The organism is Parasphingorhabdus marina DSM 22363, from assembly GCF_900128895.1.
In the GTDB taxonomy this organism is placed as follows: Bacteria; Pseudomonadota; Alphaproteobacteria; order Sphingomonadales; family Sphingomonadaceae; genus Parasphingorhabdus; species Parasphingorhabdus marina.
Window position 1 is genome coordinate 638,824 of record NZ_FSQW01000001.1, and the last position, 23,740, is coordinate 662,563.

General features: G+C 58.0%; 20 protein-coding genes. 4 read left to right on the plus strand and 16 right to left on the minus strand.

The window, feature by feature from the left end:
- Positions 1-10 precede the first annotated feature (10 nt).
- The 8 genes from BUQ90_RS03195 to BUQ90_RS03230 form a co-directional block, all read right to left on the minus strand.
- Complete coding sequence (locus BUQ90_RS03195; RefSeq protein ID WP_074203685.1) at positions 11-1,651, minus strand: acyl-CoA synthetase; 1,641 nt, start codon at positions 1,649-1,651, stop codon at positions 11-13.
- A gap of 73 nt (positions 1,652-1,724) precedes the next feature.
- Entirely contained in the window at positions 1,725-2,540 is an 816-nt protein-coding gene (locus BUQ90_RS03200) for a TIGR03084 family metal-binding protein (protein WP_239447341.1), read from the minus strand.
- On the minus strand, positions 2,533-3,693 hold the full coding sequence (locus BUQ90_RS03205; RefSeq protein ID WP_074203686.1) for a CaiB/BaiF CoA transferase family protein: 1,161 nt from the start codon (positions 3,691-3,693) through the stop codon (positions 2,533-2,535). Before BUQ90_RS03205 ends, BUQ90_RS03200 begins: the two co-directional genes overlap by 8 nt.
- Before the next feature lie 13 nt (positions 3,694-3,706).
- Positions 3,707-4,852 carry an NAD(P)H-dependent flavin oxidoreductase gene (locus tag BUQ90_RS03210; RefSeq protein ID WP_239447342.1) on the minus strand — a complete coding sequence of 382 codons (1,146 nt, stop codon included), beginning with the start codon at positions 4,850-4,852 and terminating at the stop codon, positions 3,707-3,709.
- Complete coding sequence (locus tag BUQ90_RS03215) at positions 4,849-6,858, minus strand: acetyl/propionyl/methylcrotonyl-CoA carboxylase subunit alpha (protein ID WP_074203687.1); 2,010 nt, start codon at positions 6,856-6,858, stop codon at positions 4,849-4,851. The genes BUQ90_RS03210 and BUQ90_RS03215 overlap by 4 nt, the downstream gene beginning before the upstream one ends.
- The gene (locus BUQ90_RS03220) at positions 6,855-7,664 is read right to left on the minus strand and encodes an enoyl-CoA hydratase-related protein (RefSeq protein WP_074203688.1); all 810 of its coding nucleotides are present in this window, start codon (positions 7,662-7,664) and stop codon (positions 6,855-6,857) included. The genes BUQ90_RS03215 and BUQ90_RS03220 overlap by 4 nt, the downstream gene beginning before the upstream one ends.
- Entirely contained in the window at positions 7,661-9,283 is a 1,623-nt protein-coding gene (locus tag BUQ90_RS03225; protein ID WP_074203689.1) for an acyl-CoA carboxylase subunit beta, read from the minus strand. Before BUQ90_RS03225 ends, BUQ90_RS03220 begins: the two co-directional genes overlap by 4 nt.
- A gap of 2 nt (positions 9,284-9,285) precedes the next feature.
- On the minus strand, positions 9,286-11,106 hold the full coding sequence (locus tag BUQ90_RS03230; protein ID WP_074203690.1) for an acyclic terpene utilization AtuA family protein: 1,821 nt from the start codon (positions 11,104-11,106) through the stop codon (positions 9,286-9,288).
- Between the two features lie 67 nt (positions 11,107-11,173).
- Between BUQ90_RS03230 and BUQ90_RS03235 the strand changes: the two genes are divergently transcribed.
- A complete protein-coding gene (locus BUQ90_RS03235; protein ID WP_074203691.1) occupies positions 11,174-11,902 on the plus strand; it encodes a TetR/AcrR family transcriptional regulator in 729 nt (242 codons plus the stop codon).
- Between the two features lie 144 nt (positions 11,903-12,046).
- Here the strand turns inward: BUQ90_RS03235 and BUQ90_RS03240 are convergent, their stop codons facing one another.
- The 3 genes from BUQ90_RS03240 to BUQ90_RS03250 form a co-directional block, all read right to left on the minus strand.
- Complete coding sequence (locus tag BUQ90_RS03240; protein ID WP_074203692.1) at positions 12,047-14,239, minus strand: 3-hydroxyacyl-CoA dehydrogenase NAD-binding domain-containing protein; 2,193 nt, start codon at positions 14,237-14,239, stop codon at positions 12,047-12,049.
- A gap of 53 nt (positions 14,240-14,292) precedes the next feature.
- A complete protein-coding gene (locus BUQ90_RS03245) occupies positions 14,293-15,507 on the minus strand; it encodes an acetyl-CoA C-acetyltransferase (RefSeq protein ID WP_074203693.1) in 1,215 nt (404 codons plus the stop codon).
- A gap of 154 nt (positions 15,508-15,661) precedes the next feature.
- On the minus strand, positions 15,662-16,822 hold the full coding sequence (locus tag BUQ90_RS03250) for an acyl-CoA dehydrogenase family protein (RefSeq protein WP_074203694.1): 1,161 nt from the start codon (positions 16,820-16,822) through the stop codon (positions 15,662-15,664).
- 207 nt (positions 16,823-17,029) lie between these two features.
- On the opposite strand from BUQ90_RS03250, the gene BUQ90_RS03255 reads away from it, so the two are divergent.
- Positions 17,030-17,608, plus strand: a complete 579-nt coding sequence (locus BUQ90_RS03255; RefSeq protein WP_074204841.1) for an NADPH-dependent FMN reductase — start codon at positions 17,030-17,032, stop codon at positions 17,606-17,608.
- On the opposite strand, the gene BUQ90_RS17655 is transcribed toward BUQ90_RS03255, so the two are convergent.
- The gene (locus BUQ90_RS17655) at positions 17,609-17,782 is read right to left on the minus strand and encodes a hypothetical protein (RefSeq protein WP_204244729.1); all 174 of its coding nucleotides are present in this window, start codon (positions 17,780-17,782) and stop codon (positions 17,609-17,611) included. It lies immediately after the preceding gene.
- Positions 17,783-17,887: 105 nt separating this feature from the next.
- Here BUQ90_RS17655 and BUQ90_RS03260 point away from each other — a divergent pair, with 105 nt between their 5' ends.
- Complete coding sequence (locus BUQ90_RS03260) at positions 17,888-18,934, plus strand: acyltransferase family protein (protein ID WP_074203695.1); 1,047 nt, start codon at positions 17,888-17,890, stop codon at positions 18,932-18,934.
- 3 nt (positions 18,935-18,937) lie between these two features.
- Here BUQ90_RS03260 and BUQ90_RS03265 read toward each other — a convergent pair whose 3' ends face one another.
- The 3 genes from BUQ90_RS03265 to BUQ90_RS03275 form a co-directional block, all read right to left on the minus strand.
- Complete coding sequence (locus tag BUQ90_RS03265; protein ID WP_239447343.1) at positions 18,938-20,236, minus strand: sugar transferase; 1,299 nt, start codon at positions 20,234-20,236, stop codon at positions 18,938-18,940.
- Positions 20,237-20,900: 664 nt separating this feature from the next.
- The gene (locus BUQ90_RS03270; protein WP_074203697.1) at positions 20,901-21,188 is read right to left on the minus strand and encodes a hypothetical protein; all 288 of its coding nucleotides are present in this window, start codon (positions 21,186-21,188) and stop codon (positions 20,901-20,903) included.
- A 176-nt stretch (positions 21,189-21,364) separates the two neighbouring features.
- The gene (locus tag BUQ90_RS03275; protein ID WP_239447344.1) at positions 21,365-21,988 is read right to left on the minus strand and encodes a PEPxxWA-CTERM sorting domain-containing protein; all 624 of its coding nucleotides are present in this window, start codon (positions 21,986-21,988) and stop codon (positions 21,365-21,367) included.
- Between the two features lie 514 nt (positions 21,989-22,502).
- On the opposite strand from BUQ90_RS03275, the gene BUQ90_RS03285 reads away from it, so the two are divergent.
- Positions 22,503-23,177 carry a PEPxxWA-CTERM sorting domain-containing protein gene (locus tag BUQ90_RS03285; RefSeq protein ID WP_074203700.1) on the plus strand — a complete coding sequence of 225 codons (675 nt, stop codon included), beginning with the start codon at positions 22,503-22,505 and terminating at the stop codon, positions 23,175-23,177.
- A 33-nt stretch (positions 23,178-23,210) separates the two neighbouring features.
- On the opposite strand, the gene BUQ90_RS03290 is transcribed toward BUQ90_RS03285, so the two are convergent.
- Positions 23,211-23,732, minus strand: a complete 522-nt coding sequence (locus BUQ90_RS03290) for a retropepsin-like aspartic protease family protein (protein WP_074203701.1) — start codon at positions 23,730-23,732, stop codon at positions 23,211-23,213.
- Positions 23,733-23,740: the final 8 nt, after the last annotated feature.

Below are 23,740 nucleotides of genomic sequence, written 5' to 3' on the forward strand. Positions count from 1 at the left end.
GGCGGCGGGGTCAGGCGACGGCCATATCGAGTGCATCAAGGGCGATTTCCTTCGCCTTCTTGTAACCCGCCTTGCCATTGGCGGCGCGCGGGACATCGTCGACCGTGATAAAAGCCCGCGGCGCCTTGTAGGCCGCGAGATGCGACCGGACATGGTCATTCAGCGCGGATTCGTCAAATTGCGCGCCGCTGCTCACGGACAGGACAGCGGTGATCTTCTCGCCGAACCGGTCATCGGGCACCCCGACAACCAGGCAATCATAGACGCTGTCATGGGTCTTGAGCACTTCCTCGACCTCCTCGGGGAAGATCTTTTCGCCGCCGCTGTTGATGCAGATAGACCCGCGGCCGAGCAGAGTGACCGTGCCATCGGCTTCGACCCTGGCATAGTCGCCGGGTATGGAATAGCGGACGCCATCAAAGGTCTTGAACGTGGCCGCGCTTTTTTCTTCATCCTTGTAATAGCCCAGCGGCACCATCCCGCCATTGCAGATCAGGCCGATCTCGTCAGACCCCGGCTCCACCGGCTTGCCTTCTTCGGTCAGGATCTTGGTTGTCTCCGCCATTTCGAAGCTGGCGGTCTTGTCGGTTTCGGTGGTTTCGCGTGTGGTGACCGACGCGCCCATGCTGCCTTCGGTCGATCCCATGCTGTCGACAATGACCATTTCGATATGCTCGAGCAGGCCTTTCTTCACTTCGGATGACCACATCACACCGGAAGAACCGATCATCTGGATCGATTCCAGATCATAGGCCCGGCCTTCGTCACGCGCATCATTCAACGCCTGGAGCATCGGCTTCGCAAACACGTCGCCGACGATGGTCAGGTCCGTGACTTTCTCGTCCTGCGCCAGCTGCCACAAGGCGTGCGGGTCAAAATGCTGATTGTCGAACAGGATGACACAGCCACCCAGCGAATGCGGGATCATTGCTCCGATCCACATGCCGGTTCCATGCATCAGCGGACAGGCAGGGATGGATCGTGTCGCGGCCCCGGCGGCGTGCAGTGCCTGGGTCAGCGGGCCGAAACCGTCCGCGCCATCAGGCAACGTCATTTCCCGCATCTCGAAACCCTTGGTGAAAAGATTGCTGGCAAATGTCTCGTGATCATACATCACGCCCTTAGGCATACCGGTCGTTCCGCCGGTATAGAGCATATACAGATCCTGGTTGGACCGTTCGATCACCGGCATCGGTGACGCGCCTTGCAGGGCGGTTTCATAATCGACGGCACCGTCCATATGTTCGCCGGAACCATCGGCGATTTCCAGAAAAAGCTTCACTTCCGGCAGCTTGTCCCGAATGGCAGCAACCCTTGGTGCAAACCGGGCCTGATAGATCAGCGCCTCGCTGTCACTGTTGGTGATGACATGGGTCAGCTCGGCCTCGAGATACCGATAATTGACATTGACCGGGCAGATCCGCGCTTTGAACGCACCAAACTGCGATTCCATATATTCCGCGCAATTATTGGCGTAGATGGAAAGCTTGGTACCGGCCGAAAGACCATGATCAGCGAGGACCTGCGCAATGCGGGCGGCACGGTTCTCGTATTCTGCCCAGTCATACCGTTTTTCGCCGTCAATTATTGCCGGTTTGTCGGGAATTGCCTGGGCAATATTTTCCCAGATATCTGCCATCTGCCAACGCATCCGAATCTCTCCTTTTTCTTTGGAACATAGCCGGATTCACGGATGCAGCAATAGGCGCAATTGATAGATAATATTACCCAGACTTGATAGAGCGGGTGCCCGGTGCCGGGGGCTTTTCCGCTCCACCGGCGAAGCATTGGGCAATTTCCATCCAACGGGTCGCGTTGGGCCCGGTGACGTGCAGACCGGTATCCGCAATATTGCGGGTCTGGGTGACGACCTGGCAGAACTCCTCGGCCAGCCCTTCAATGCGTTCTGCCGTGTTGTCGTCACCAAGTTCCCAGACCGCTCCGGACGGGGTGGTGAGCTTGAGGAACGGGACGGGCTCCGGGGCTTCTTCGCCATTGACCTTGAAAGTCCAGCCATAGGTGTTGAGGCCGATCATGACGATATTGCGAATCCGGTCGGTATTTTCGCGGCTGAGTCCGAGCACATCATAAATAGCCTGGGCATGGGACCAGTTTTCCATCAGACGAGCCGTGATCGAGGAACGGACGCTCATCGAAGGGCCTGCCCATTCGACCCGCATTGACGGATCCGCTGCGCCGAATTCCGGCGCCATTTTCTGATAAAAATCGCGCCATGTCTTTACCAGTTCTGCTCCCGAAAGGCCGCCCAAATAATCGGATTCAAAAAACCGCATGGATGTCTGACCCTTCATGCCGCCCATGGCTTCGCGGAAAAAGGCGTGGAATCGCTCCGGTTCTGTGAGCGACCAGTAGGCCGCCATGTTCCAGATATGCAGATGGCGCAATATCGCGTTGATCGTCCAGCTTTTGAAGCCGGTCTCCTGTTCCATCCGGGCATCGGACAGATCACTGACCAGCGCATATATGGCTTCGCTTTCGTCGAGAAAATCCTGCGCCTGTTGCATCATCTGATCATGCACCTTTCATTCCGATTTCCGCCAATATGTCATCCGTATGCTGCCCGAGTGCCGGGCTGGGTCCGCAAGGCGGGAGTTTCTGCCCGGCAAAATGGACCGGCGAACCCGCATTTTTCAGAGGACCGAGTAACGGGTGATCCTGATCTTCGAAAACGCCCATGGCGACAAATTGTTCATGGTTCTGGATTTCCTCCAGTGACATGCAGGGGGCAGCCGGCACGTCTCGTTCAGCCAGTCCGGCGACGAGATCGGTGGTGTTCATCCGCGGCGGTTCACTGGCAACCAGGCTGGCCAGTTCTCCCATGCGCAGGCTGCGGTTTTCGATGCCCTTGTATTTTTCCTCTGCCTTGAGGTCTTCCCGTCCGATCATATCGAAGACGGCTTCCCAGTGATCGTCCGACATGGCCGCATAGGCTATGGCCCCGTCCGTTGTGCGCAGCGGCAGCTGATAATAATCGGCAAAGGGCACGCCGTGAATGACATCATCTCCCTTGAGCGTCAGGTGCATCCCGCCATCCGGCCAGAGAAACGCGACGCAGCTGGCGAGCATGGACAGGTCGATATGCTGGCCTTCACCCATGCGCTCGCGGGCAAACAGCGCAGCGGTTATCGCCTGAGCCGCAGTGTATGCGGTCAGCTTGTCGCACAGCAGGGTTTTGACATAGGCGAAACTTTCGGGATGTCCCTGCAGCGACATGAAACCGGTCATCGCCTGCATGACATGATCATAGGCCGGCCGGTCAGACAATGGCCCCTGGTGCCCGAAACCGGTAATGGCGCAATAGATGAGTTCGGGCCGTTCCGCGCGCAATGCGGCGCTGCCGAGGCCCAGCCGGTCCATGACCCCGGTGCGGTAGTTGTGAATGACGACATCCGCTTCAAGGCACAGCTTGCGGGCGGCTGCGACACCATCATCGGACTTGAGATCGAGCGTGATTGAACGCTTGGCGCGGTTGCAATTGTTGAACAGGCCGGAAATGCTGTCCTTGCGGCTACCCAGCCAGCGCATTGGATCACCCATGCCGGGTGGCTCGACCTTGATGACATCCGCCCCTTGTTGCGCGAACATCATCGTGGCCAGAGAGGCCGTGATCATGGTGGAAAATTCGACGACCTTGATCCCGGCGAGCGGTTGCTGAGCGGTTGTTTCGGCCATGTTCTTCCTTCGGCTATTCCTCGAGATTGGCGGCCAGCCGTTCATAGGCGGCCAGAAAATCTTCCTTGAACTCCTGTACCACCTGACCGGTCGTCATCTGCTGGTTCATCAGCCCGACACCCTGGCCGACCCAATAGGTGGCGAGATCTTTCGCGCCCTGATTATCGCCCTGACTCAACTTGTCGATAGTGCGAAGCGGCGGTTCGGCAACTAGCGATTGTAGGGGCATGGCAAGCGGCTCCGGCGCGCCTTCGGCTTCCCAGGCATCGGTCCAGGGTGACCGCAGCTGACGCGACGGCTTGCCGGTCCGTGATCTGGCGCGCACCGTATCTCGCGAACTGGCCTGCAGCATTTTCTCTTTCACTACCGGGTTGGTTTCCGCCTCTGCCGTCGTCAGCCAGACCGAGCCGCACCAGACGCCGGCAGCCCCCATCGCCATGGCAGCGGCCATCTGGGAACCGGTGGCAATGCCGCCGGCAGCCAGCACCGGTGTATCATCGCCCATCTCGCGGAGCGCGTTGCAGACTTCCGGGATCAGGACCATGGTGGCCACATCACCGGTATGACCACCGGCTTCCCCGCCGACAGCAATGATGATGTCCACGCCGGCCGCGACCTGTAACAGGGCATGTTCCTTCGTCCCGACCAGAGCGGCCACCGGAACATTATGCTTCGCACCGAGCTCCGTCATTACCTGCGGCGGAATGCCCAGCGCATTGGCGATCAACTTGATCGGATGGCGGAATGCGACCTCTAGCAGAGCCCCGGCGGTACCACCGCGCAAATTGTCTGTTCCGGCCGCCTGTTCGCGGCGCATCGGTTCCAGATCCCCCGGATCGACGCCATGACGCGCCATGATGTCACTGGAAAAGCGCTTATGTTCTTCCGGGATCATCGCCAGGGTCGTATCAATATCAATCTGCTCGCCTTTGCCTTCGACCTTGTTCGGTACAATGATATCCAGCCCATAGGGCTTGCCATCGACATGATCATCGATCCAGCTGAGCTCTTCCTCGAGCGTTTCCGGCGTGCAGTTGACACCGCCAAATACGCCCATGCCCCCGGCGCGAGACACCGCCGCCACGACATCGCGGCAATGGGAAAAGGCTACCAGCGGGAATTCGATGCCCAGCATCTCGCAAATCGGGTTTTTCATCATGCCTCTTCTTCTTCTGCGTTCGGGGTGATTTCCAGGATCAGGTCATCGGCGGCGATCTGGTTGCCGGCGCTGGCGGCGATCGTTTCCACAACCCCGTCAATCTCTGCGAGAATTTCGTGTTGCATCTTCATCGCTTCCAGCACCGCCAGCTTGTCGCCTTTGCTGACGGTTGCACCGCTCTCGACCAGAATTTCCAGCAGCAGCCCGTGCATCGGGGCAACCACAGTACCGCCACCGCCGGCATCTTCCATGGCGCTGAGTCCGGTCTGGTCGGTTACGGAAACGGATCGGGTGGGCAGGGCCACATGCAGATCCCGGTGGTGGCTGTGATAGATGGCCGTTGTCCCGTGCCCGTCGACACGCAATCTGGCTGTGGTGTCGCCGAGTTCGAGCAATTCGACCTGAGCTCTGTTCTCGCCAGCTTCGACACGATAGCGTTCTGGTGCCTCGACATGCAGATGGATCAGCCCGTCGCCACCGCAAGCCGCCGCAAGCCCTTCATATTGCATGACACTGTGCAAGCTGCCGGTCGTGGACCAGTCGAGCATCTCCGGATTCACGTTGAGCGCGAGATCGTGGGCCGCCTGTTGGCGCAATTTGTGCTGCAAGGCTGCGGCCACTGCAAAAGTCCCGAAATCATGCGCGCCGAGATCGACGCCGCCCTCGCCATAATTTTCCGCAATGAAAGCTGTTGTCGCCTGGCCACTGCAAAAGTCCGGCTTGCCCAGCGCGTCGATCAGAAAGTCGCGATTGGTCTTTGGACCGAACAGCGCGGTCTCGGCCAGAGCGCGAACCATTTTGCGCCGCGCATCTTCGCGGGTGGCGCCGTGGGTGATAATCTTGGCAACCATGCTGTCGTAGAAAGGCGAGACCTCGCCGCCGGTGGCAATACCGTCGTCCACCCGGGCAATGTCCGAAGGGTGCCACAGATCGACATGCCCGGTGCTCGGGAGAAAATCGTCGGCCGGATCTTCGGCATAGAGCCGCACTTCCATCGCGTGGCCGGTCAGTGTCACATCTTCCTGCGCAAGACCGAGAGAGTCGCCTTGCGCAACTTTCAGCTGGAGAGCGACCAGATCAAGACCGGTGATTTCCTCGGTGACGGGATGCTCGACCTGCAGCCGGGTGTTCATCTCGAGAAAATAGAATTCTCCCGATGGATCGAGCAAAAATTCGACGGTGCCGGCGCCGCGATAATCGACCGCACGCGCAGCTTCGACAGCTGCTGCGCCCATTTCCACCCGCAATTCGGGTGTCATGACCGGGCAGGGGGCTTCCTCGATGACTTTCTGGTGCCGTCGCTGTACCGAACAGTCCCGTTCGCCGAGATGGATGGTGTTGCCGTGACTGTCGGCAAAGACCTGCAGCTCGACATGGCGGGGTTTGATGATCGCTTTTTCCAGGATCAGCTCGCCATTTCCGAAGGCGTTTTCTGCCTCGGATCGCGCGAGCTTGATCGCATTGGCAACATCCGCCTGATCATGGACCAGTCGCATGCCGCGACCGCCGCCACCCGCTGCGGCCTTGACCATCAGCGGCACGCCGATTGTTTTCGCTTCGGCGATGAGGGTTGCGTCGGATTGATCATCATCCTGATAGCCGGGCACACAGGGCACACCGGCGGCGATCATGGCGCGCTTGGATCGCGCTTTGTCACCCATCACGTCAATCGCCTGTTCCGGCGGGCCGACAAAGATGATGTCGGCGGCGGCACAGGCTTGCGAGAAGGCGGCATTTTCCGACAGGAAACCATAGCCGGGATGGATGGCATCCGCGCCGGTTTCTTTCGCCGCTGCAATAATGGTCTCGATCTGCAGATAGGATTCGTTCACCGGCGCGGGACCGATACGAACGGCGTCATCCGCCATTTGTACATGGGGTGCCTCAGCATCGGCATCCGAATAGACCGCGACGGTACGGATGCCCATGGCCCGCGCCGTGCGCATGACCCGGCAGGCAATTTCGCCGCGATTGGCAACAAGAAGTGTGGAGATTTGTTTTGTCATGGTTTCACCACCCAGCTGGGTTTGCGTTTTTCGAAGAAACTGGCCACACCTTCCCTGGCTTCGTCGCTGACCATCCGGTCCGCGAAATTTTCCGCGGCGAGGCGAATGACTTCGTCGCGCGGTTTGCCGGCGATCTGGCCGAGCAGCTCCTTGGTTGCTGCAACCGCGCCGGGCGCGGCGCCCAGCACTTGCTTGCGCAATTGCATTTCAATGGCTTCGAGTCCGGCAACATCGTCCGCGATGAAATCGGCAAAGCCAAGATCATGCGCCTGGGTGCCATCAAAGCGGGCCGCTGTCAGCATCAGGCGGCGCCCGGTAGCATAGCCCAGTTTCTGGATGACAAAGGGGGAGATTTGGGCCGGAGTCACACCGATCGCTGTCTCGGTCATCGCAAAGCGCGCGCCGCTTTCGCAGATCACTACATCGGCGCAGCAGGACAGACCAAAGCCGCCGGCCATCGCTGCCCCTTCGATCAGCACAATCACCACCTGCGGGGCGGTATTGACGAGGTCGAATATTTCCGCGGCTCCCATCGACATGGTGATGGTCGCTTCCCGATCGCCGCTTGCCTGGAAATTCTCCTTGAAATTCTTGAGATCTGCTCCGGCGCAAAACACGCCGCCGCGCCCGCGCAAGGTGATCCCCCGGACGGCGCGATCCTCACGAACGCCTTTTAAAACAAAGGCTAATTCCGACACCAAAGCGTCACTCAGCGCGTTGCGGTTGTCCGGCTGGTTGAACCAGATGGTGAGCCAGCCGTTTTGAAGTTCCAGTTCCAGCGTTTCCGTTTTTGGCAGTTCGGTCATATGCGAGCCACTCCGAAAGCATTGGGGTGGAGCGTACGGTTTTGCGCCTCGAATATTGTTTCCAGGGCAAAGCCCAGAACCTTGCGCGTATCCCGCGGATCAATCACGCCGTGGTCCAGTACGCGCCCCGAAGTGAAGAAAGCGCTTTCCTGCGCTTCGAAAATATCCTTGATCCGCTGTTCCTGTTTGGCAATCGCCGCCTCGTCCGGCTCGACGCCCTTGCGCTGGGCCTGGACCCGGGCGACATGGCTCATGGTATTTGCCGCGGAGGCCCCCGCCATCACGCCGGTTTTGGCGTTGGGCCAGCTGAACAGGAAGTCGGGTTCAAAGGCGACACCGCTCATGCCGTAATTGCCCGCCCCGAAACTGGCGCCGATATAGAGAGCGAGTTTTGGTACCCGGACATTGGAGACCGCCTGGATCATTTTCGAGCCCAGCTTGATCATGCCCTTCTGCTCGGACTCGGTGCCGACGATATATCCGGTGGTATTGTTGAGGAAGATGATCGGTAGCTCCGACTGGTCACAGAGCTGAAAGAAATGGGTGGCCTTGGCGGCGGCTTCGGGATCGAACGGGCCATTATTGCCGATCATTCCGACCGAATGCCCCATGATGCTGGCCTGCATGCACACCGTGCCGGGGCCGTATCGGCTTTTGAATTCCTCGAAGTCGGAACCATCGACAATCCGTGCCGCGACCTCGCGGACGTCATAGGGGATGGTGTAGTCGGTCGGGACAATGCCTGCGAGTTCGTCAATGTCGTAGACCGGCTCTTCATAGCTGTTCTGCCGGATAGGTGCCGTGTTCTTGTTCCAGTCGATCCGGCCGATCGTGTCACGCGCAATCGCTATGCCGTGGGCATCGTCATCGGCCAGATACTCCACCGTGCCTGTGGTGGAGGCATGCATTTCGGAGCCGCCAAGATCGCGATCATTGGCCACTTCTCCTGTCGCCGCATGGACAAGTGCTGCGCCGCCCAGGGCCGCCATGCCATTGTCGCGTACGCCGATGACATAATCCGACATACCGGGCATATAGGCTCCGCCAGCTGTCGACGGCCCGTGTAGGACCACCATGGTGGGCACACCTGCGGCGCTGAGCCAGGCGAGGTTACGGAACAGCATCCCGCCATGCGCCCAGAGCTCGACCTTATATTCCATCAGATTCGCGCCCGCGCTTTCAACCAGATGGATGAAGGGCAGCTTCAGATCCTGCGCCATTTTCTGGGCACCCTTGCTGGCATCCCAGCCACCGGCGGTGGCGGCACCCGCCCGGATACCGCTGTCATCGACCCAGATCATGCAGCGCACGCCCTTGACGAAGCCAATGCCGAGAATGACGCTGCCACCCGGAATGCTGGTCTCCGGATCGGGATCCTCGAGCAGATAATTGGCCATGTTGTAGAGCCGCAGGAACGGCATGCCCGGATCGAGCAGCCGGTTGAGCCGCTCATGCGGCGTCAGCTGACCGCGCTTTTCAAATGTCGGCCGCCGCTTTTCGGAAGCGTCGACGGCGCGCTGTTCCAGCGATCGCAAATGCTCGATGAGCGTCAGCATGTCCTTGCGGTTCTGGGCAAAGCTCTCCGAGCCGGCCGCGATCTTCGATTTAAACTGGGGCATGTCTAGAGAGCCTCCGCGATAGACTGGGGAATGGATATCGGCGCAGCGAGCAGGATCTGGGCATAGCTCTTACCCTGCGGGTCATTGCGCAGCGATGCAACCCCGCCGCCACCCAATATGTCGTGCAGCAGAAAGTTGATCGCACCGGTGCCGGGCAGGAAAAACCGCTCGACGCTGGCCGGATCGTCCGGGGCATCGAGGAAATGGGCAAAGCGAGCGCGCACCATGTTTTCATCAAGCGCGGCCCAGATCCAGGGCGCATGGGAGAGGTCGCGCGGGATAATGCCGATATTGGATTTGTCCCCTTTGTCGCCGGACCGGCCCCAGGCCAGTTTGATCAGTGGCACTTCGGCCATGGCGTCATCGCCGGCCGGCAATGCTGGAACCGATGGACGGTTGATCAGGTTGCTGTCGAATGGCGTACCTGCCGGTTCTGCGAATGGCGGGCTGTCCTCTGATGGGGCAACCGAAACGGCGACTTCTGTTTTGGGAATCAGCAACGAGAACAGCCGGACGACGGGAGAGGGTTTCGGGCGTCCGCCGGAAAACAGCGAAAGACCCGGCGGCGTTGCGAGGCCCATGCCGGTGGCTTCCTTGAGCATCAGCAGTGTCGCTTTAGGGTCGCGATGCTTGACGCCGATCTTCAGTGCGACCTCGCGTGCGGCAGACCCGTCACCAAAATCCCCGAAATGGCTGTCATCGCCCAATGTCTCGATCAGGATCTCGTCAAAATCTCCGGCATTGGATGCGCGCAGCTTTTTCCGGGAGCGTTTGAGAGCGTTGTCGGCGAAACTTCGCGCCTTCCGGCTGGCATCCTCGCCGATGAAGAAAAACGGCGCGACCAGCTTCCAGCCGTCCGACCAGGTGGCGCAGGTCTTGTAGCTGTCAGGTGCCGGATATCCTGTGGTGCCTGCCACCGCGACGCGATCGGGGCCCGTTTGTTCCAGGGTCACGGCACTGAAATCGCACACCACATCCGGCAGCATATAGGCTTGCGGATCGCCGATTTCGTAGAGCATCTGTTCGCCGATCGTGCCGATATTGACAATGCCTCCGGTATTATCCGGCTTGGTGGCAATGAAGCTGCCGTCCGCGGCAATTTCCGCGACCGGATAGCCGGCATTGTCCATGCCGTCGGCGACACTTTCCCAATCAGTGAAATTTCCACCGGTGGCCTGTGGTCCGCATTCGAGGATATGGCCGGCGAGACTTGCTCCGGCCAGTTGGTCGAGATCGTCGCGCGACCAGCCAAACTCGTGGATACAGGCGCCCAGAGTCACCGCGCTGTCGACGCAGCGGCCGGTAATGACGATATCCGCGCCCTGATTCAGCGCTTCGGCAATCGGGAAGGCGCCGAGATAGGCGTTGATGCTGGCAATGCTGTCCGGTTCGGGAAAAGGCTGATCGGAGAACATTTCCGTGCGACCCGCAAATTCTGCAGCGCGTTGGGTCAGATCATCTCCGGTGACCACAGCGACTGTCAGATCCAGCCCCGCTTCGGCAATTGCGGCGCGCACCGCTTCGGCGCAGGCTCGCGGGTTGGTGCCGCCGGCATTGGAAATCAACTTGATTCCCTGGCGCGCAATTTCCGCGATATGCGGTTTGATGACGGCGCTGACAAAATCTACCGCATAGCCCAGATCCGGGTTTTTCGCGCGGGCCCGCGCCATGATCGACATGGTGATTTCGGCGAGATAATCGAAAACGATATAGTCGAGCTGAAGGCCGGTGTCCGCGGCGTTCAGGAACTGGGGAACCGCCATGTCGGATTCGCCCCAGAAACCGCTGGCGCCGCCGATCCGGACAATTTTGGCATTTGACATTGCGAGTCTCCCGAGGGTATTTGAATAGCACTCGGTATTTTCGAGTCAAGCTCAATAAGGACGGATATTGGCCTCAAAACCCGCCTTTTCGGAAACCCGCCGGGCGCGGCTGGAGCGCAAGGAAGCGCTGATCCTGGAAGCGGCGCGCAGTGTCTTTGTGACGGCCGGTTTTGACGGTGCCCGCATGTCCGAAATTGCCCGCCGCGCCGAAATCGGCGAGGGCACAATCTACAGCTATTATGAATCCAAGGCGGAGCTGATGCTGGCGGTGCTGCAGCAATTCTGGGACGGGCTCACCCGGGAAGCCGAGGCTGTCATGGCGTCAGTCGAAGCCCCTGATTTCCTTGTCCGCCTGGAAGCGCTGGCGCGCTATCATCTGGCCACCGTCATTCGCAATGCCGACTTTATCAACCTGACTTTTGCCCTGCGTCGGACCAACAGTGAGGTCAGCGTGTCACGCGATCATCTGCGCCAATATGTGGCGGTATTTGACCGGCTGTTTCTGCGGGGCCAGGATCGCGGAGAACTGCGCCAGGATGCCGTGCTCTGGCAAGCGCGTGATGTCTTTTACGGGGCGCTGGAATATAGTGCGCGATCAATAGAGGTGACGATGGACTCACCCCGTCCCGATCGCGAGCAGCAACCGGTGGTGGATCAGATGGTGGCGCTGTTCCGGGCCCATTATGCAATCGATCGGGCGACAGCGCGGACCGAAAGCCATGCGGCGAACCGTGTCGAGCGGAAACTGGATCAGCTGTCGGATCAGCTGGCCGCGCTCGAAAAACGGTTGCCGTAAAAAGAAACGAATCCTGTATTCCCGAGAAGGCTGGAACTCATTTCCTGCCAATTGTTTCAGTCGGACCGCAAGGAGATGGGCCCCCGCCTTCGCGGGGGCACAATCTGCTGCAACGTCAGGAAAATGCCTGACGTCCGTTGAAAATCACGCGGCTTTGTAGAAACTCTCGCCGGCATCTGCCTTTTCGCGGAAGCTCATCGGCGGTTTGAACCGTTCGCCATATTTCTGCGCGAGATTGTCGGCAATCCGCACGAAATTCTCGACACCCATCGTGTCGATATGGCTCATCGGTCCGCCGGTCCAGGGCGCGAAGCCCCAACCGAAGATCGCGCCCAGGTCCGCAGATTGCGGATCGGTGATGACTTCTTCGTCAAAGCACTGTGCGGTGGCAATCAGCTGAATGAACATCAGCCGCTGCTTGACGTCCTCGACATCCGGCTGCTCTTCGGCGAGCGGATAGTGATCCGTCATGCCTTTCCACAGGCCTTTCTTCTTGCCAGTCTCGTCATAGTCATAGAAGCCGCCACCGAAACGCCGTCCGCGCCGGTCGATCTTCTTGACCATCAGCTCGAAAAAGTCTTCCAGACCGGTCGGCTTGTAGTCGTCACCGAGTTCCTGCTTGGTCGACTGCATGACATCATAGCCGAGCTGTAATGTGGTTTCGTCAACGACCGCCAGCGGTCCGATCGGCATGCCCATCGATATCGCCGCATTCTCGATCAGCGCCATGCTGACACCTTCGGTGACCATCAAGGCTGCTTCATTGGCGTAGGGCGGGAAGACGCGGTTGGTATAGAAGCCGCGCACGTCCTTGACGACGATCGGGGTCTTGCGGATCCTGGTGTTGTAATCAAAAGCCACGGCCAGCGCCTTGTCGCCGGTGCCCTCGCCCGGAATGATTTCCAGGAGCGGCATTTTCTCGACCGGCGAGAAAAAGTGCATGCCGATAAACTGGTCCGGGCGCTCGCTGTTTTTGGCGAGACCTGTGATTGGCAGCGTTGAGGTGTTGGATGCGAAGACCACATCCTTGCCGATCACCGCTTCGGTTTTCTTGATCACATCGGCTTTCACATCCGGACGTTCAAAGACCGCCTCGATGATCAGGTCGACATCCTTGAGATCGTCATAATTGTCGGTCGGTGTGATCCGCGCCATGAAGGCATCGGCTTTTTCCTGGGTCATCTTGCCGCGCTTGACGCCCTTGTCGACAATCTTCTGGCTGTAATCGATGGCCTTTTGCGCCTCTTCCATATTGCGGTCGAGGACGATGACATTCATGCCGCCCTTGGCAGTGACATGGGTAATGCCCGAACCCATCAGACCGGCACCGAGAACACCCACGGTCTGGATATCGGTCGGCGGCACGTCCTTCGGACGGGCGGCGCCTTTTTCAGCCGCCTGCTTGTTGATGAACAGGGTGCGGATCATGTTCTTGGCCTGCGGACCGGACAGCAGCTTGGTGAAATATTTGCTTTCCACCTTCAGCGCGGTGTCCATCGGCAGCATCGATCCTTCATAGAGGCACGACAGGATCGCCTTGACCGCTTCGTAATTGCCCTTGCTCTGTTTCAGCGCCATCGCGGACGATCCGAGATAGAGCGGTACTGCGCGCGGATCCATCGATCCGGCGCCACCTGGGAACTTCCAGCCTTTCTTGTCCCAGGGCGCGGAGGCTTTCGGATTGGCCTTGACCCATTCCTTCGCTTTCGCAACGACTTCATCGGCGGGCACGATCTCGTCGATGATATTCTGTGCCTTGGCTGCCTGGGGATTGGTGGGCTGACCCATCATGATCATCATGCCGGCGCCCTGCAGACCTGCGAGACGGGGCAGACGCTGGGTTCCGCCGCCACCCGGCAGCAGACCAACCTGAACCTCCGGAACACCGAGCTGGATCTTCGGGTTGTCGGCGCAGATGCGGTAGTGGCAGGCAAGGGCGAGTTCGAGGCCGCCACCCAGTGCGAGACCGTTGAGCGCACAGGCCACTGGCTTGGCATGCGCGGTGCCCTTGAGCAATTCCTTGGCCGTATGTCCGCCGGTTTCCATACGACGCAGCATGCCGTTCAGTTCCCAGGCGCTTTCAAAGGCTTCCGCCATGCTGTTTGCTTCGGATGCGCCAAGCATGTTGAGATCGGCACCCGCGAGGAAACCGGATTTCTTGCCGGATGTAATCACGGCACCCTTGATATCGTCATTGCTGATCAGTTCTTCGACAAAAGCCTTGAAGTCGGTGATCAGGGCTTCGTTCCAGACGTTCATCGACTGGCCGGGAAGATCGATGGTGACCAGCGCAATGCCGTCGCTGTCAATATCGAGAGAGAAAGTTTCGTAGGTCATGTTTCTGTCCTGCTAAAAATAGATAGAGATTGTGAGTGAAGCCGCTGCGGCGTTCAGTTCACACGCTCGATAATCGTGGCGATGCCCATGCCACCACCGATGCACAGCGTCGACAAGGCGGTCTGCTTGTTCGAGCGTTCCAGCTCGTCAACGACCGTGCCAAGGATCATTGCGCCGGTTGCGCCCAGCGGATGGCCCATCGCGATGGCGCCGCCATTCACGTTGATCTCGCTGTGATCGACATCCATGGCATCCATGAAGCGCAGGACCACGGCGGCAAAGGCTTCGTTCAGTTCCCACACGTCAATGTCGCTCTTGTCCATGCCGGCGCGCTGCAGCGCTTTTTGCGCGGCAAATTCCGGACCGGTCAGCATGATTGTCGGTTCGGAACCGATCGAGGCCATGGACACGATCCGCGCCCGCGGCTTCAGTCCATATTTGGTGCCCGCTTCTTCGTTACCGATCAACACGGCAGCGGCCCCGTCAACAATACCCGAGCTGTTGCCGGCATGGTGGACGTGATTGATCTTTTCGACATCGGGATGCTTGAGGATCGCGACATCGTTGAAGCCGGGCATCTGCTCGCCCATCATCTGGAAGGACGGGCCGAGGGCGCCGAGCGACTGCATGTCGGTTTCGGGGCGCATCAGTTCGTCATGATCGAGCACGGTCTCGCCGATCACGTCCTTGATCGGCAGAATGGATTTTTCAAACCGCTTTTCTTCCCAGCTTTTCGCAGCGCGCTTCTGGCTTTCGACGGCATAGGCGTCGACATCGTCGCGGCTATAGCCATATTTGGTCGCGATCAGGTCGGCGGAAATACCCTGCGGCACAAAATATTCCTGAAACACGAGGCTTGGGTCAGCCATGCCGCCGAGTCCGTCGCTGCCCATCGGCACGCGGCTCATCGATTCGACGCCGCCGCCAATGGCGAGATCCGCTTCGCCGGACTTGACCTTGCCCGCTGCGATATTGACCGCTTCCAGACCGGAACCGCAGAACCGGTTGACCTGGATTGCGGATGTGGTGTCGGCAAAGCCGGCTTTCAAAGCCGCCATGCGACTGATCACGGCGCCCTGTTCACCGACTGGCGAGACACAGCCATAGGCAATGTCTTCGACTTCATGGCCGTCCAGTTCATTGCGATCATTGATCGATCCGAGCACCTGTGCAGCAAGGTCAAGAGCGGTAATTTCGTGCAGGCTGCCGTCGCTGCGGCCCTTGCCGCGCGGGCTGCGAACAGCGTCGTAAATAAAGGCTTCGGTCATGCGATGTTCCTCATAGTCGTGGAGTCAGGGTGATTAACCGCCTGATTAATGTTGCGTTGCAGCATAGTCAAGCAGTTTACGTAAACGTAAATAGCGATGGTCACATGTCTGCCGGCAGCGAATCGCTTCCAGCGGGGGACCGGAGTCTTATACGCTATTCGAGGATGCTTTGATATTTCTGGCTGAACACGTCGCGGCCGACAATGTAGCGCATGATCTCGCTGCTGCCAGCGTAGATCCGGCTCATCCGTGCATCGGTGAAGATCCGGCTGATCTCATATTCCTTCATATAGCCGGCGCCGCCATGCAGCTGCAGTCCGAGATCGGCCATTTCCCATTCGATTTCGCTGCCGAGCATCTTGCCCTTGGCGGCGATATTGGCGTTGAGACCACCCTGGTTATGCACCTCGACACAATGGTCGATATAGACCTGCAACATGTCGATCTTGGCGTCCATTTCGGCCATTTTGAACTGGGTGTTTTGCATGTCGGACAATTTTTTGCCGAAGACATTGCGCTCCATCGCAAATTCGCGCGTGACGTCAAAGGCACGACGGGCGGACGCGCCATAGCCGACCATGCCAATCAGCCGCTCCTCGGCCAGCCCTTCCATCAGGTGAATGAAGCCCTTGCCTGGCGTGCCCAGCGTGTTTTCCTTCGGGATTTTCACATTGTTGAAAAACAGCTCTGCCGTATCCTGGGCGTGCAGGCCGATTTTCTCGAGATTCTTGCCGCGGTCAAACCCCTCCATGCCGCGCTCGACGATGAGCAACACCATCGCGTGCTTGTCCTCCACCCCGGCAATCTTTGCCGCGACGATGATGACGTCCGCGTTGATGCCATTAGAAATATAGGTCTTTGACCCGTTCAGCTCCCAATGGTCACCCTTGTCGGTAGCGGTGGTTTTCATGCCTGAAAGATCGCTGCCGGCACCCGGCTCGGTCATCGCCACGGCGAGTATGGTTTCACCGCTGACGCATTTCGGGAGGAACCGTTCGCGCTGTTCCTCATTGCCAATATTCTTGAAATAGGGGCCGACCAGCCTGCTGTGCAGGGTGTTGTACCATTCGGCGCATCCGGCCCGGGTGGTTTCTTCGATAATGATCTGCTCATAGCGGAAATCATTGTCGCCCATGCCGCCATATTTTTCGTCGGGCCAGATCATCAAAAAGCCCTGATCCCCGGCCTTTTTGAAGATTTCCCGATCGACGATACCGGCTTCGCGAAATTCATCCATGCGCGGCGCAACCTCGTCGGCCAGGAACTTGCGATAGGCATCGCGAAACATATGCTGTTCTTCGGTAAATTTGCGCATGGGGATCGTCCTTGAATTGCGGGTCTTGTCCTGAATATCTCTGCTTCGTGCGGATAGCCTTCCGGCTTTAACCGGTCAATTAAAACATCTGATAGCCCGGGAGTCATGCTGTCCGAAAGGCCGTGCCCGGACAAGTTCTATCGTGACGTCATGATGCGGAACATCTTGGTCATTGCAATTCATTTTGAAGCGCCGCTATGGACAGTTATGGCAAATACCAACGACAGACCATTCATCCTCGGACTGGGCGGGACAACCAATCCGGCCTCGTCTACCGAGCAGGCGCTGGCCATTTCTCTGCAGGCGGCGGCCGATGCCGGAGCCGAGACCGAATTGTTCGGATCGAAGCGGCTGTGCGATCTGCCGCATTACCTGTCGGACCCGGCTGGCCTGAACGACACCGGACGGGCACTGGTGGAATCGGTCCGGCGGGCCGACGGAATCCTGCTGGCGAGCCCGGGCTATCACGGGACGATTTCGGGTCTCGTGAAAAATGCGGTGGATTATATCGAAGAAACCGCGGGAGACGACCGCGTCTATCTGGATGGCCTTCCGGTCGGGCTTATCGTGACCGCCTATGGCTGGCAGGCGACCGGGTCGACGCTCGCGGCGATGCGCTCCATCGTCCATGCGCTGCGCGGCTGGCCGACGCCTCTGGGCGTGGGCATCAACGCATCCGGCGGCATTTTCCGGGATGGTGTCTGTGCGGACGACATGGTCAACGAACAGCTGCACCTCGTTGCGCAACAGGTGATGCGCGGCTCCCACCGCCGGGAATTTTCCTGATCAGGTCTGGTCCGGCAGCAAGTTGCCATAATAGTTCCGATACTGGCCAATAAATTTTTCCAGACCCTCTTTCAGCATTACTTTCGGCTGATATCCGGTGAGGTCATGAAGCCGGGAAATGTCGGCATAGGTCGCGGTAACGTCTCCGGGCCGGGATGGTCGCGCAATGAACATTCCCCTAATGATACGTTGTTCAGGCAAGGCTTGCAGGTCCTGGCAAAATGCGACTAGGGGTTTCTGACGGGTACGCACGGCGGGGACAGGCAAGTTGCCGGCGCGATGGCGGGGGTGTTGATGGCGGTTCAGGGCAGCAAGATTCAGTCAATACAATTCTTGCGCTTTGTGGCTGCGACATTGGTCGTCCTGTTTCACGCGCATCTGGCGATCTCCACCAGTTTGTCGCCGGAATCGGCGATTGATGCGGACCTGTATCTTTTCGGGTTTGGCGCTGTCGGTGTCCATATCTTCTTTGTTATCAGCGGCTATATCATGGTGCTGACCAACTCGCGACCGGATCGTCCGTTCAGCGCCAGGCAATTCTACAAGAAGCGCCTGATCCGGATCTATCCGATATACTGGCTGATTGCGGCCCTGTATCTGGTGATCAACACGGTGATGGGCTCGCCCTATGAATTCACTGCCTATGAGCTACTGTCCTCGCTGCTGCTGCTGCCGGACAATGCCCCGCTGATCATCGGGCCTGCCTGGACTTTGGCATATGAAATGTATTTCTACCTCATCTTCGGGATCGCGATGATCTTTGGCCTCCTGCGCGGTCTGATCCTGCTCTCGCTGTTTTTCACCATATCCATGGCACTGGGCCTGTTCGTGCGACCGGAAAACGCATTTACGGGGCTGATGACCAACAGTTTGCTGGCGGAATTTCTGATTGGGGCATGGATCGCCTGGGTGACACTCCGGGTCAAATTTCCTGGCTGGCTGGGATATCTCTCAGTTGCGGGTTCGGTAATTCTGTACGCCGGCGGTATTGTCATCGGATATGAGTCTTTGCCCAGCGCGTTGATTTGGGGTGTGCCCAGTGCGATGCTGGTTTTCGGCGCAGTCGTGCTGGAGCGCCATGTTCAACCGGCATTTGTGACACAGCTATCGCCGCTCGGTGACAGTTCCTACACGCTCTATCTGGCACATATCCTGTTGATCACCATTTTGATTGCTTTGGCACAGGTGGTCCAGTTGACCATGCTGCCAATATTGCTGATGACGGCGGTATTTACGGTCATCTGCGTGCTGTTCTCGCACTGGTTCCACCTGCAGGTCGAAGCGCCGATGACGGCACGACTGACCACCTGGTCAAAGCGCGTCTGAAAGTCAGTAGGCGTTCGGGTGAACAATGACCTTGATGGTGCCGAACAATATCGTGATGTCCCGCCACAGACGCCAGCCTTCGAGATATTCAAGATCTGACTGCAGCCGGGCCTCAAGATCTTCCTGATGGTCGGTCGCGCCGCGGAACCCACGGATTTGTGCCAGCCCGGTAATGCCAGGCTTCAGTGCATGGCGCAGCCAGTAGCGCTGGTTGATCTCCCAGAACAGCTTGTCACCAGCCAGTGAACCCAGAGCATGGGGCCGCGGTCCGACAACGCTCATTTCGCTGCGCAGGACGTTGATCAGCTGCGGGAGCTCGTCAATGCTGGTCTTGCGGATGAAGTTGCCCACCCGGGTAATGCGCTGGTCATTGACCTGTGTGGACTGATCGCCATTGGTATCGCCCGCGTCGGACCGCATGCTGCGAAACTTGTAGATGCTGAAAATGCGATTTCCCTGACCGACTCTGGGCTGACGGAAGAATATTGGGCCTGGACTATCCAGCTTGATCGCGATTGCGACCACGATCAGCAGTGGTGCCAGAAAGATCAGCAGCGGGATCGTGATGGCCAGATCGAATATCCGTTTTTTCAGCCGATTCACCAGGCTCAGCGTGCCTCTGGAAACGATCAGCGTATCACTATCCCCGAAATCTCCCAGACCAATGGCTCCAATATTGTTGGCTCCGCTGACAATCAGCTCTCCGGCGACGTCTGAGCCTTTGAGAAAAAGCGCCCAGTCGGCACGTCGTTCCCGGGTGCAGGACACGATGATTCGGTCATAGCCTTTTACCAGCTCGGACAGATGCGACAGCATGTGAGGATCCATCGGGTCGGGATAAAGCTTGGCTGCTTGTGCATCGACACAATGCACGCCTCGTTCGAATGGTACGGGCGGAACGCCGTCAAGAATCAGCAGCTGATCAACGACCATCCCGTGAAACCTGATCCAGATGATCTGATGGACAATGAAGCGCCCGACGGCCAGCAAGGCGGCACTGGATGCGAAGGCGAAAGCAAAGGCCAGACGGGAGATATCGGTGCCGGTTTGCGAGAAAAAGGTAAACATCAGGACGACAAGGGCGGTTGCAAAAAGCGCAGAAAATGGCCGTCTCACGCTTTCCGAAAGACTGCGCAGGGAGTCAATCGAGTACGAGTCCCGGGTAAAGGCAAACATCAGGAAAATCGGTACGACGAGAAGCACGATATGATAGCCTTGCGGCGAAAGCCACTGATCATCGCGCAGGAAGCTTGCCATCATGAAGCCTGCTACTATCGCGGCAACATCCAGCAGCTGCAGCAAGGAATACAGGACAATCCGAACGCGTCCAAGGGACCAGCGCTCTGCCGCCTCGCTATTCAATTCTTGTCTGGGAAAGGAGTAGCTTTCGTCCAACTAACGCACCATTTTTCTGTACAATACTCAATTGTGCGCCCCGGAGTCCTGAATAGACAAATGCGAGAGGAAAATCCACAAACTAATATTTTGTTAACCTGGATGAACGAGATCGGTTACCAGACCAGGATTTATCTGAACAAAAGCCACAGAAGAACGGAGACCACAGCCAGCAGGGCGGAATAGCCGCCATATCGGGATACGGCCATCAACATGACTTCCGTTTGCGAAACACGCTGTGAAACCGTTGGAATCTCTCGAGAATCATTGTGATTCAATTGCGATGTATTTGCCATAACCTGCACGACCCCTCGCTTTGACGGCCGGTGAAGATTGGATTGTCTGAACTTTATACTTTACCCGTTCAGTCGGGAACACCGGTCCGATAGGTAGCAGGACAAGGCAAATCAGTCCTGCTTCGGACCTTTTTTGTATAAAAGTGACACAAGATGCAATTAATTTTTACATTTTTTTGCAATCGATTCGCTGCATGTCGCGCTGCACCATAGCGGGAAAGGTCTTCCGCGACAGGGCGGAACGGGAAGGCTTCAATGAGAAAAGGGTTTCGGGCCTAGCCCGCAACAAGCCATCCGGCACCCAGAATAGCGGCCCAGAGCAGCAGACTGAAACTGCTGATAATCAGGATATTTGTACGTCCGGAATAGTGTGTGGATGGCGGTGTGATCCCGACATTTTGCAGCCGTCCCCGGATTTCCTTTTGCAGTTCCCGTGCCGGGGAAGGGGCGTATTCAGCCGCGCCTGCACCAATAATCTTGATCTCGCTGTCTCCGGCGGGCTGTCTGGTGACCGGCTGCGTGTCGACAAAAGATTCATCATAGCGGGGCTTGCGCGCGTGCATATCGTTTCTCCGAACAACATATTGCGCGCGAACTGGTTATCAACTGGTTAATGGCAGGATCGCATATCCTGAGCCTGGCAAGGCTTCTTTCGAATGCGGACTGTGCGCGAAGATAGCAGCCAGGCACAAAAAAGGCCGGCCCCGAAGGACCGGCCGCTTTTTGTCAAACGTTATGTTCAGGCGTAGCTGACTTTCACGTTCGCCTTGCGCTGACGGCGCATTGCACCACCAATGGCACCAAAGCCGAGGATCATGAACGCCCATGTCGCTGGCTCAGGAACCGCTGCTACCGAGAAATTGTCAAATTCGAACGCTTCTTTGGTGCTTTCGAACTTCAGACGTGCTGCCGTACCAATGTCCGCATCGGTAAACTGCAGGGTAACAATCGGGTTGAGGTTGGGATCTTCGTCAAAGCGAAGGCCCGGGGTCGGGCCGCCCAGCAAGGACACAATATCCGAACCATTGGCGGAGAACAGAACATTGTCTGCGGCATCCAGTACAGTCAGGATATTTTCCGTATCCACCGAACCCCAGATGAAACTGATCGTTTCCGTTCCGCCGGGCAGGTTAAGAAAACCCGGGGTCCCGTTGGTCGGGCTGACTGAACCGTAAAAACCGGTGCTGCCCAAGGGTGTGGTGTGAATAGGAGTTGTGCCCGTTACGATTGAACCACCGGAAAAGCCGGGGGTGGGCGATTCGAAATCCGTTGTCGGAGCCGGGCCGCTGTAAACAGCATTGCCTGGAGCAGCGGAAAGTATGATTGCCGCGTTAGCGGAGGCCGAGCACATCAGTGCTGCCATACCTGCGGCCTTAGCAATATTAGAAAGCGACATTTAAATACCCCTGAAATACATCCGAAACGCAAAGCGAATCGGCAAACTGTGCGACCGCCTTTGTTTTTACGCTGACTGGCCGAAATCGTAAACCTTTTATTTACCTTTTCCGGCTGGAAAACTGGGATTTTACACGACTGTCCATATTTGGCACAGAATCCCGGCACTTGCGGATTTGGTTCGAAAGACAGGCGAGCTTGTCGAAATCCCGGATTTTGCGCAGCGACTCAAATGAACCGGACATGAACCTGTATATTCTTGTATCTTGCTGACGATACGGTTGATCCGATATTGGGACCAATCAGTGCGGGCCATCCAGAACCCGCAGAAATCTGGCGTATTGACAACAACACACAGTCTTTCTTCTCGCGCGCGACCTGATGGTAAACGACATTGCAACCATTGGCGATTTCCGGCATATAACGCGGGAAGAGCATATATAAGCGCCCGTCCCTGTGGCGCGCTGGTAAGGACTGTAATCTTGTCGAATGATGTAAATGCCCTGGTCGCATCAGCTGACCGCCGACGGCGGATCGCAATTGCGATATTTGTTGTCGCTGTGGGAATTGCCGCGCTGTTTCCGCGAAATGACCGGGCCATGTGGGTTCCGGAAGAGACGCCGTTTGTATTTTCCGCTGTGCCGGAGAAGCTTCCGGTCGTTTATCTGTCGATAGACTCCGCAGACGCACTTTTGCAGCGGTTCGTGGGCCTCGGTCGGGGCGGTCCCAAAGGCCGGTCCCGCTTTGCACCGCTGGATCCAGCTCAAATTGATCCGATTCTCGGGCCTGCTGGTGCGGCCCGTGGCAATATACCTGAGGCAGTTGTTCCACAGTTTGGCGAATTGCCGACAGAGCTGGCAGACGCCGGCCCGGTCCCTGGCGGACCACTCAACCCAGGAGCCGGAACACCTGTAGGTGGCGGCCCAGTGCCGGGCGGACCGACTACTGGCGGTCCGGGCGGCGGCGGTCCAGGCGGTGGGCCCGGGACAATTGTGCCTGTCGATCCTGATCCCAATGATCCTGTGGACCCCATTCCGGATGATCCGCCGGTCCTTTCTCCCGTGCCCGAGCCAATGACCTGGGCAATGTTCATCCTGGGATTCGGCCTGATTGGCCTGGCGATGCGGTCACGCCGTCGTCACTTGGTGTCTGCCTGAAAACCTGATTTGCCTGCTTTCGGCAATTGCCAGTTACTTGATCGTCAGCGTATCTCGCGCAAGTGTAACTGATTCCAGCTTGGCGAGAGCGTTAAGTCCCAACAGCGAGGTTTCGGGACCGTCGGGCATGACCGCGATATCGATTGGGCCGAGATCTTTTCCTTCGACCGCCACATTCTGTCCCCTTTGCCAGTGCATCCGGCTAAATCCGGCTGCGGTCCGGATGCGCGTATTGGCATTTTTGGGCTGAGCAAGGCCAATTCGATTGGCATCGGCCGCATTCAGCACAACGACCGATGCACCGGTATCCACCGCAAATCGCACGGGAATACCGTTTACAGCGCCGTTGACATGAAACAGGCCATTGGCCGACCGACCAATCTGGAGCGGGTCGTCAAGGACATCGGTGTTCGCGGATATCATCCGGTTGTCCGGCGTCGCCGTCATGGCCGCTGTGGTCGGTGCCGAAGAGAAGAGCGAAACCTGCACACCGGCCAGGGCCAGACCGCTCATCGCGAAACCGCTCAAAATCCAGGTTACAGGTTGTATCGGCATGCGACGTT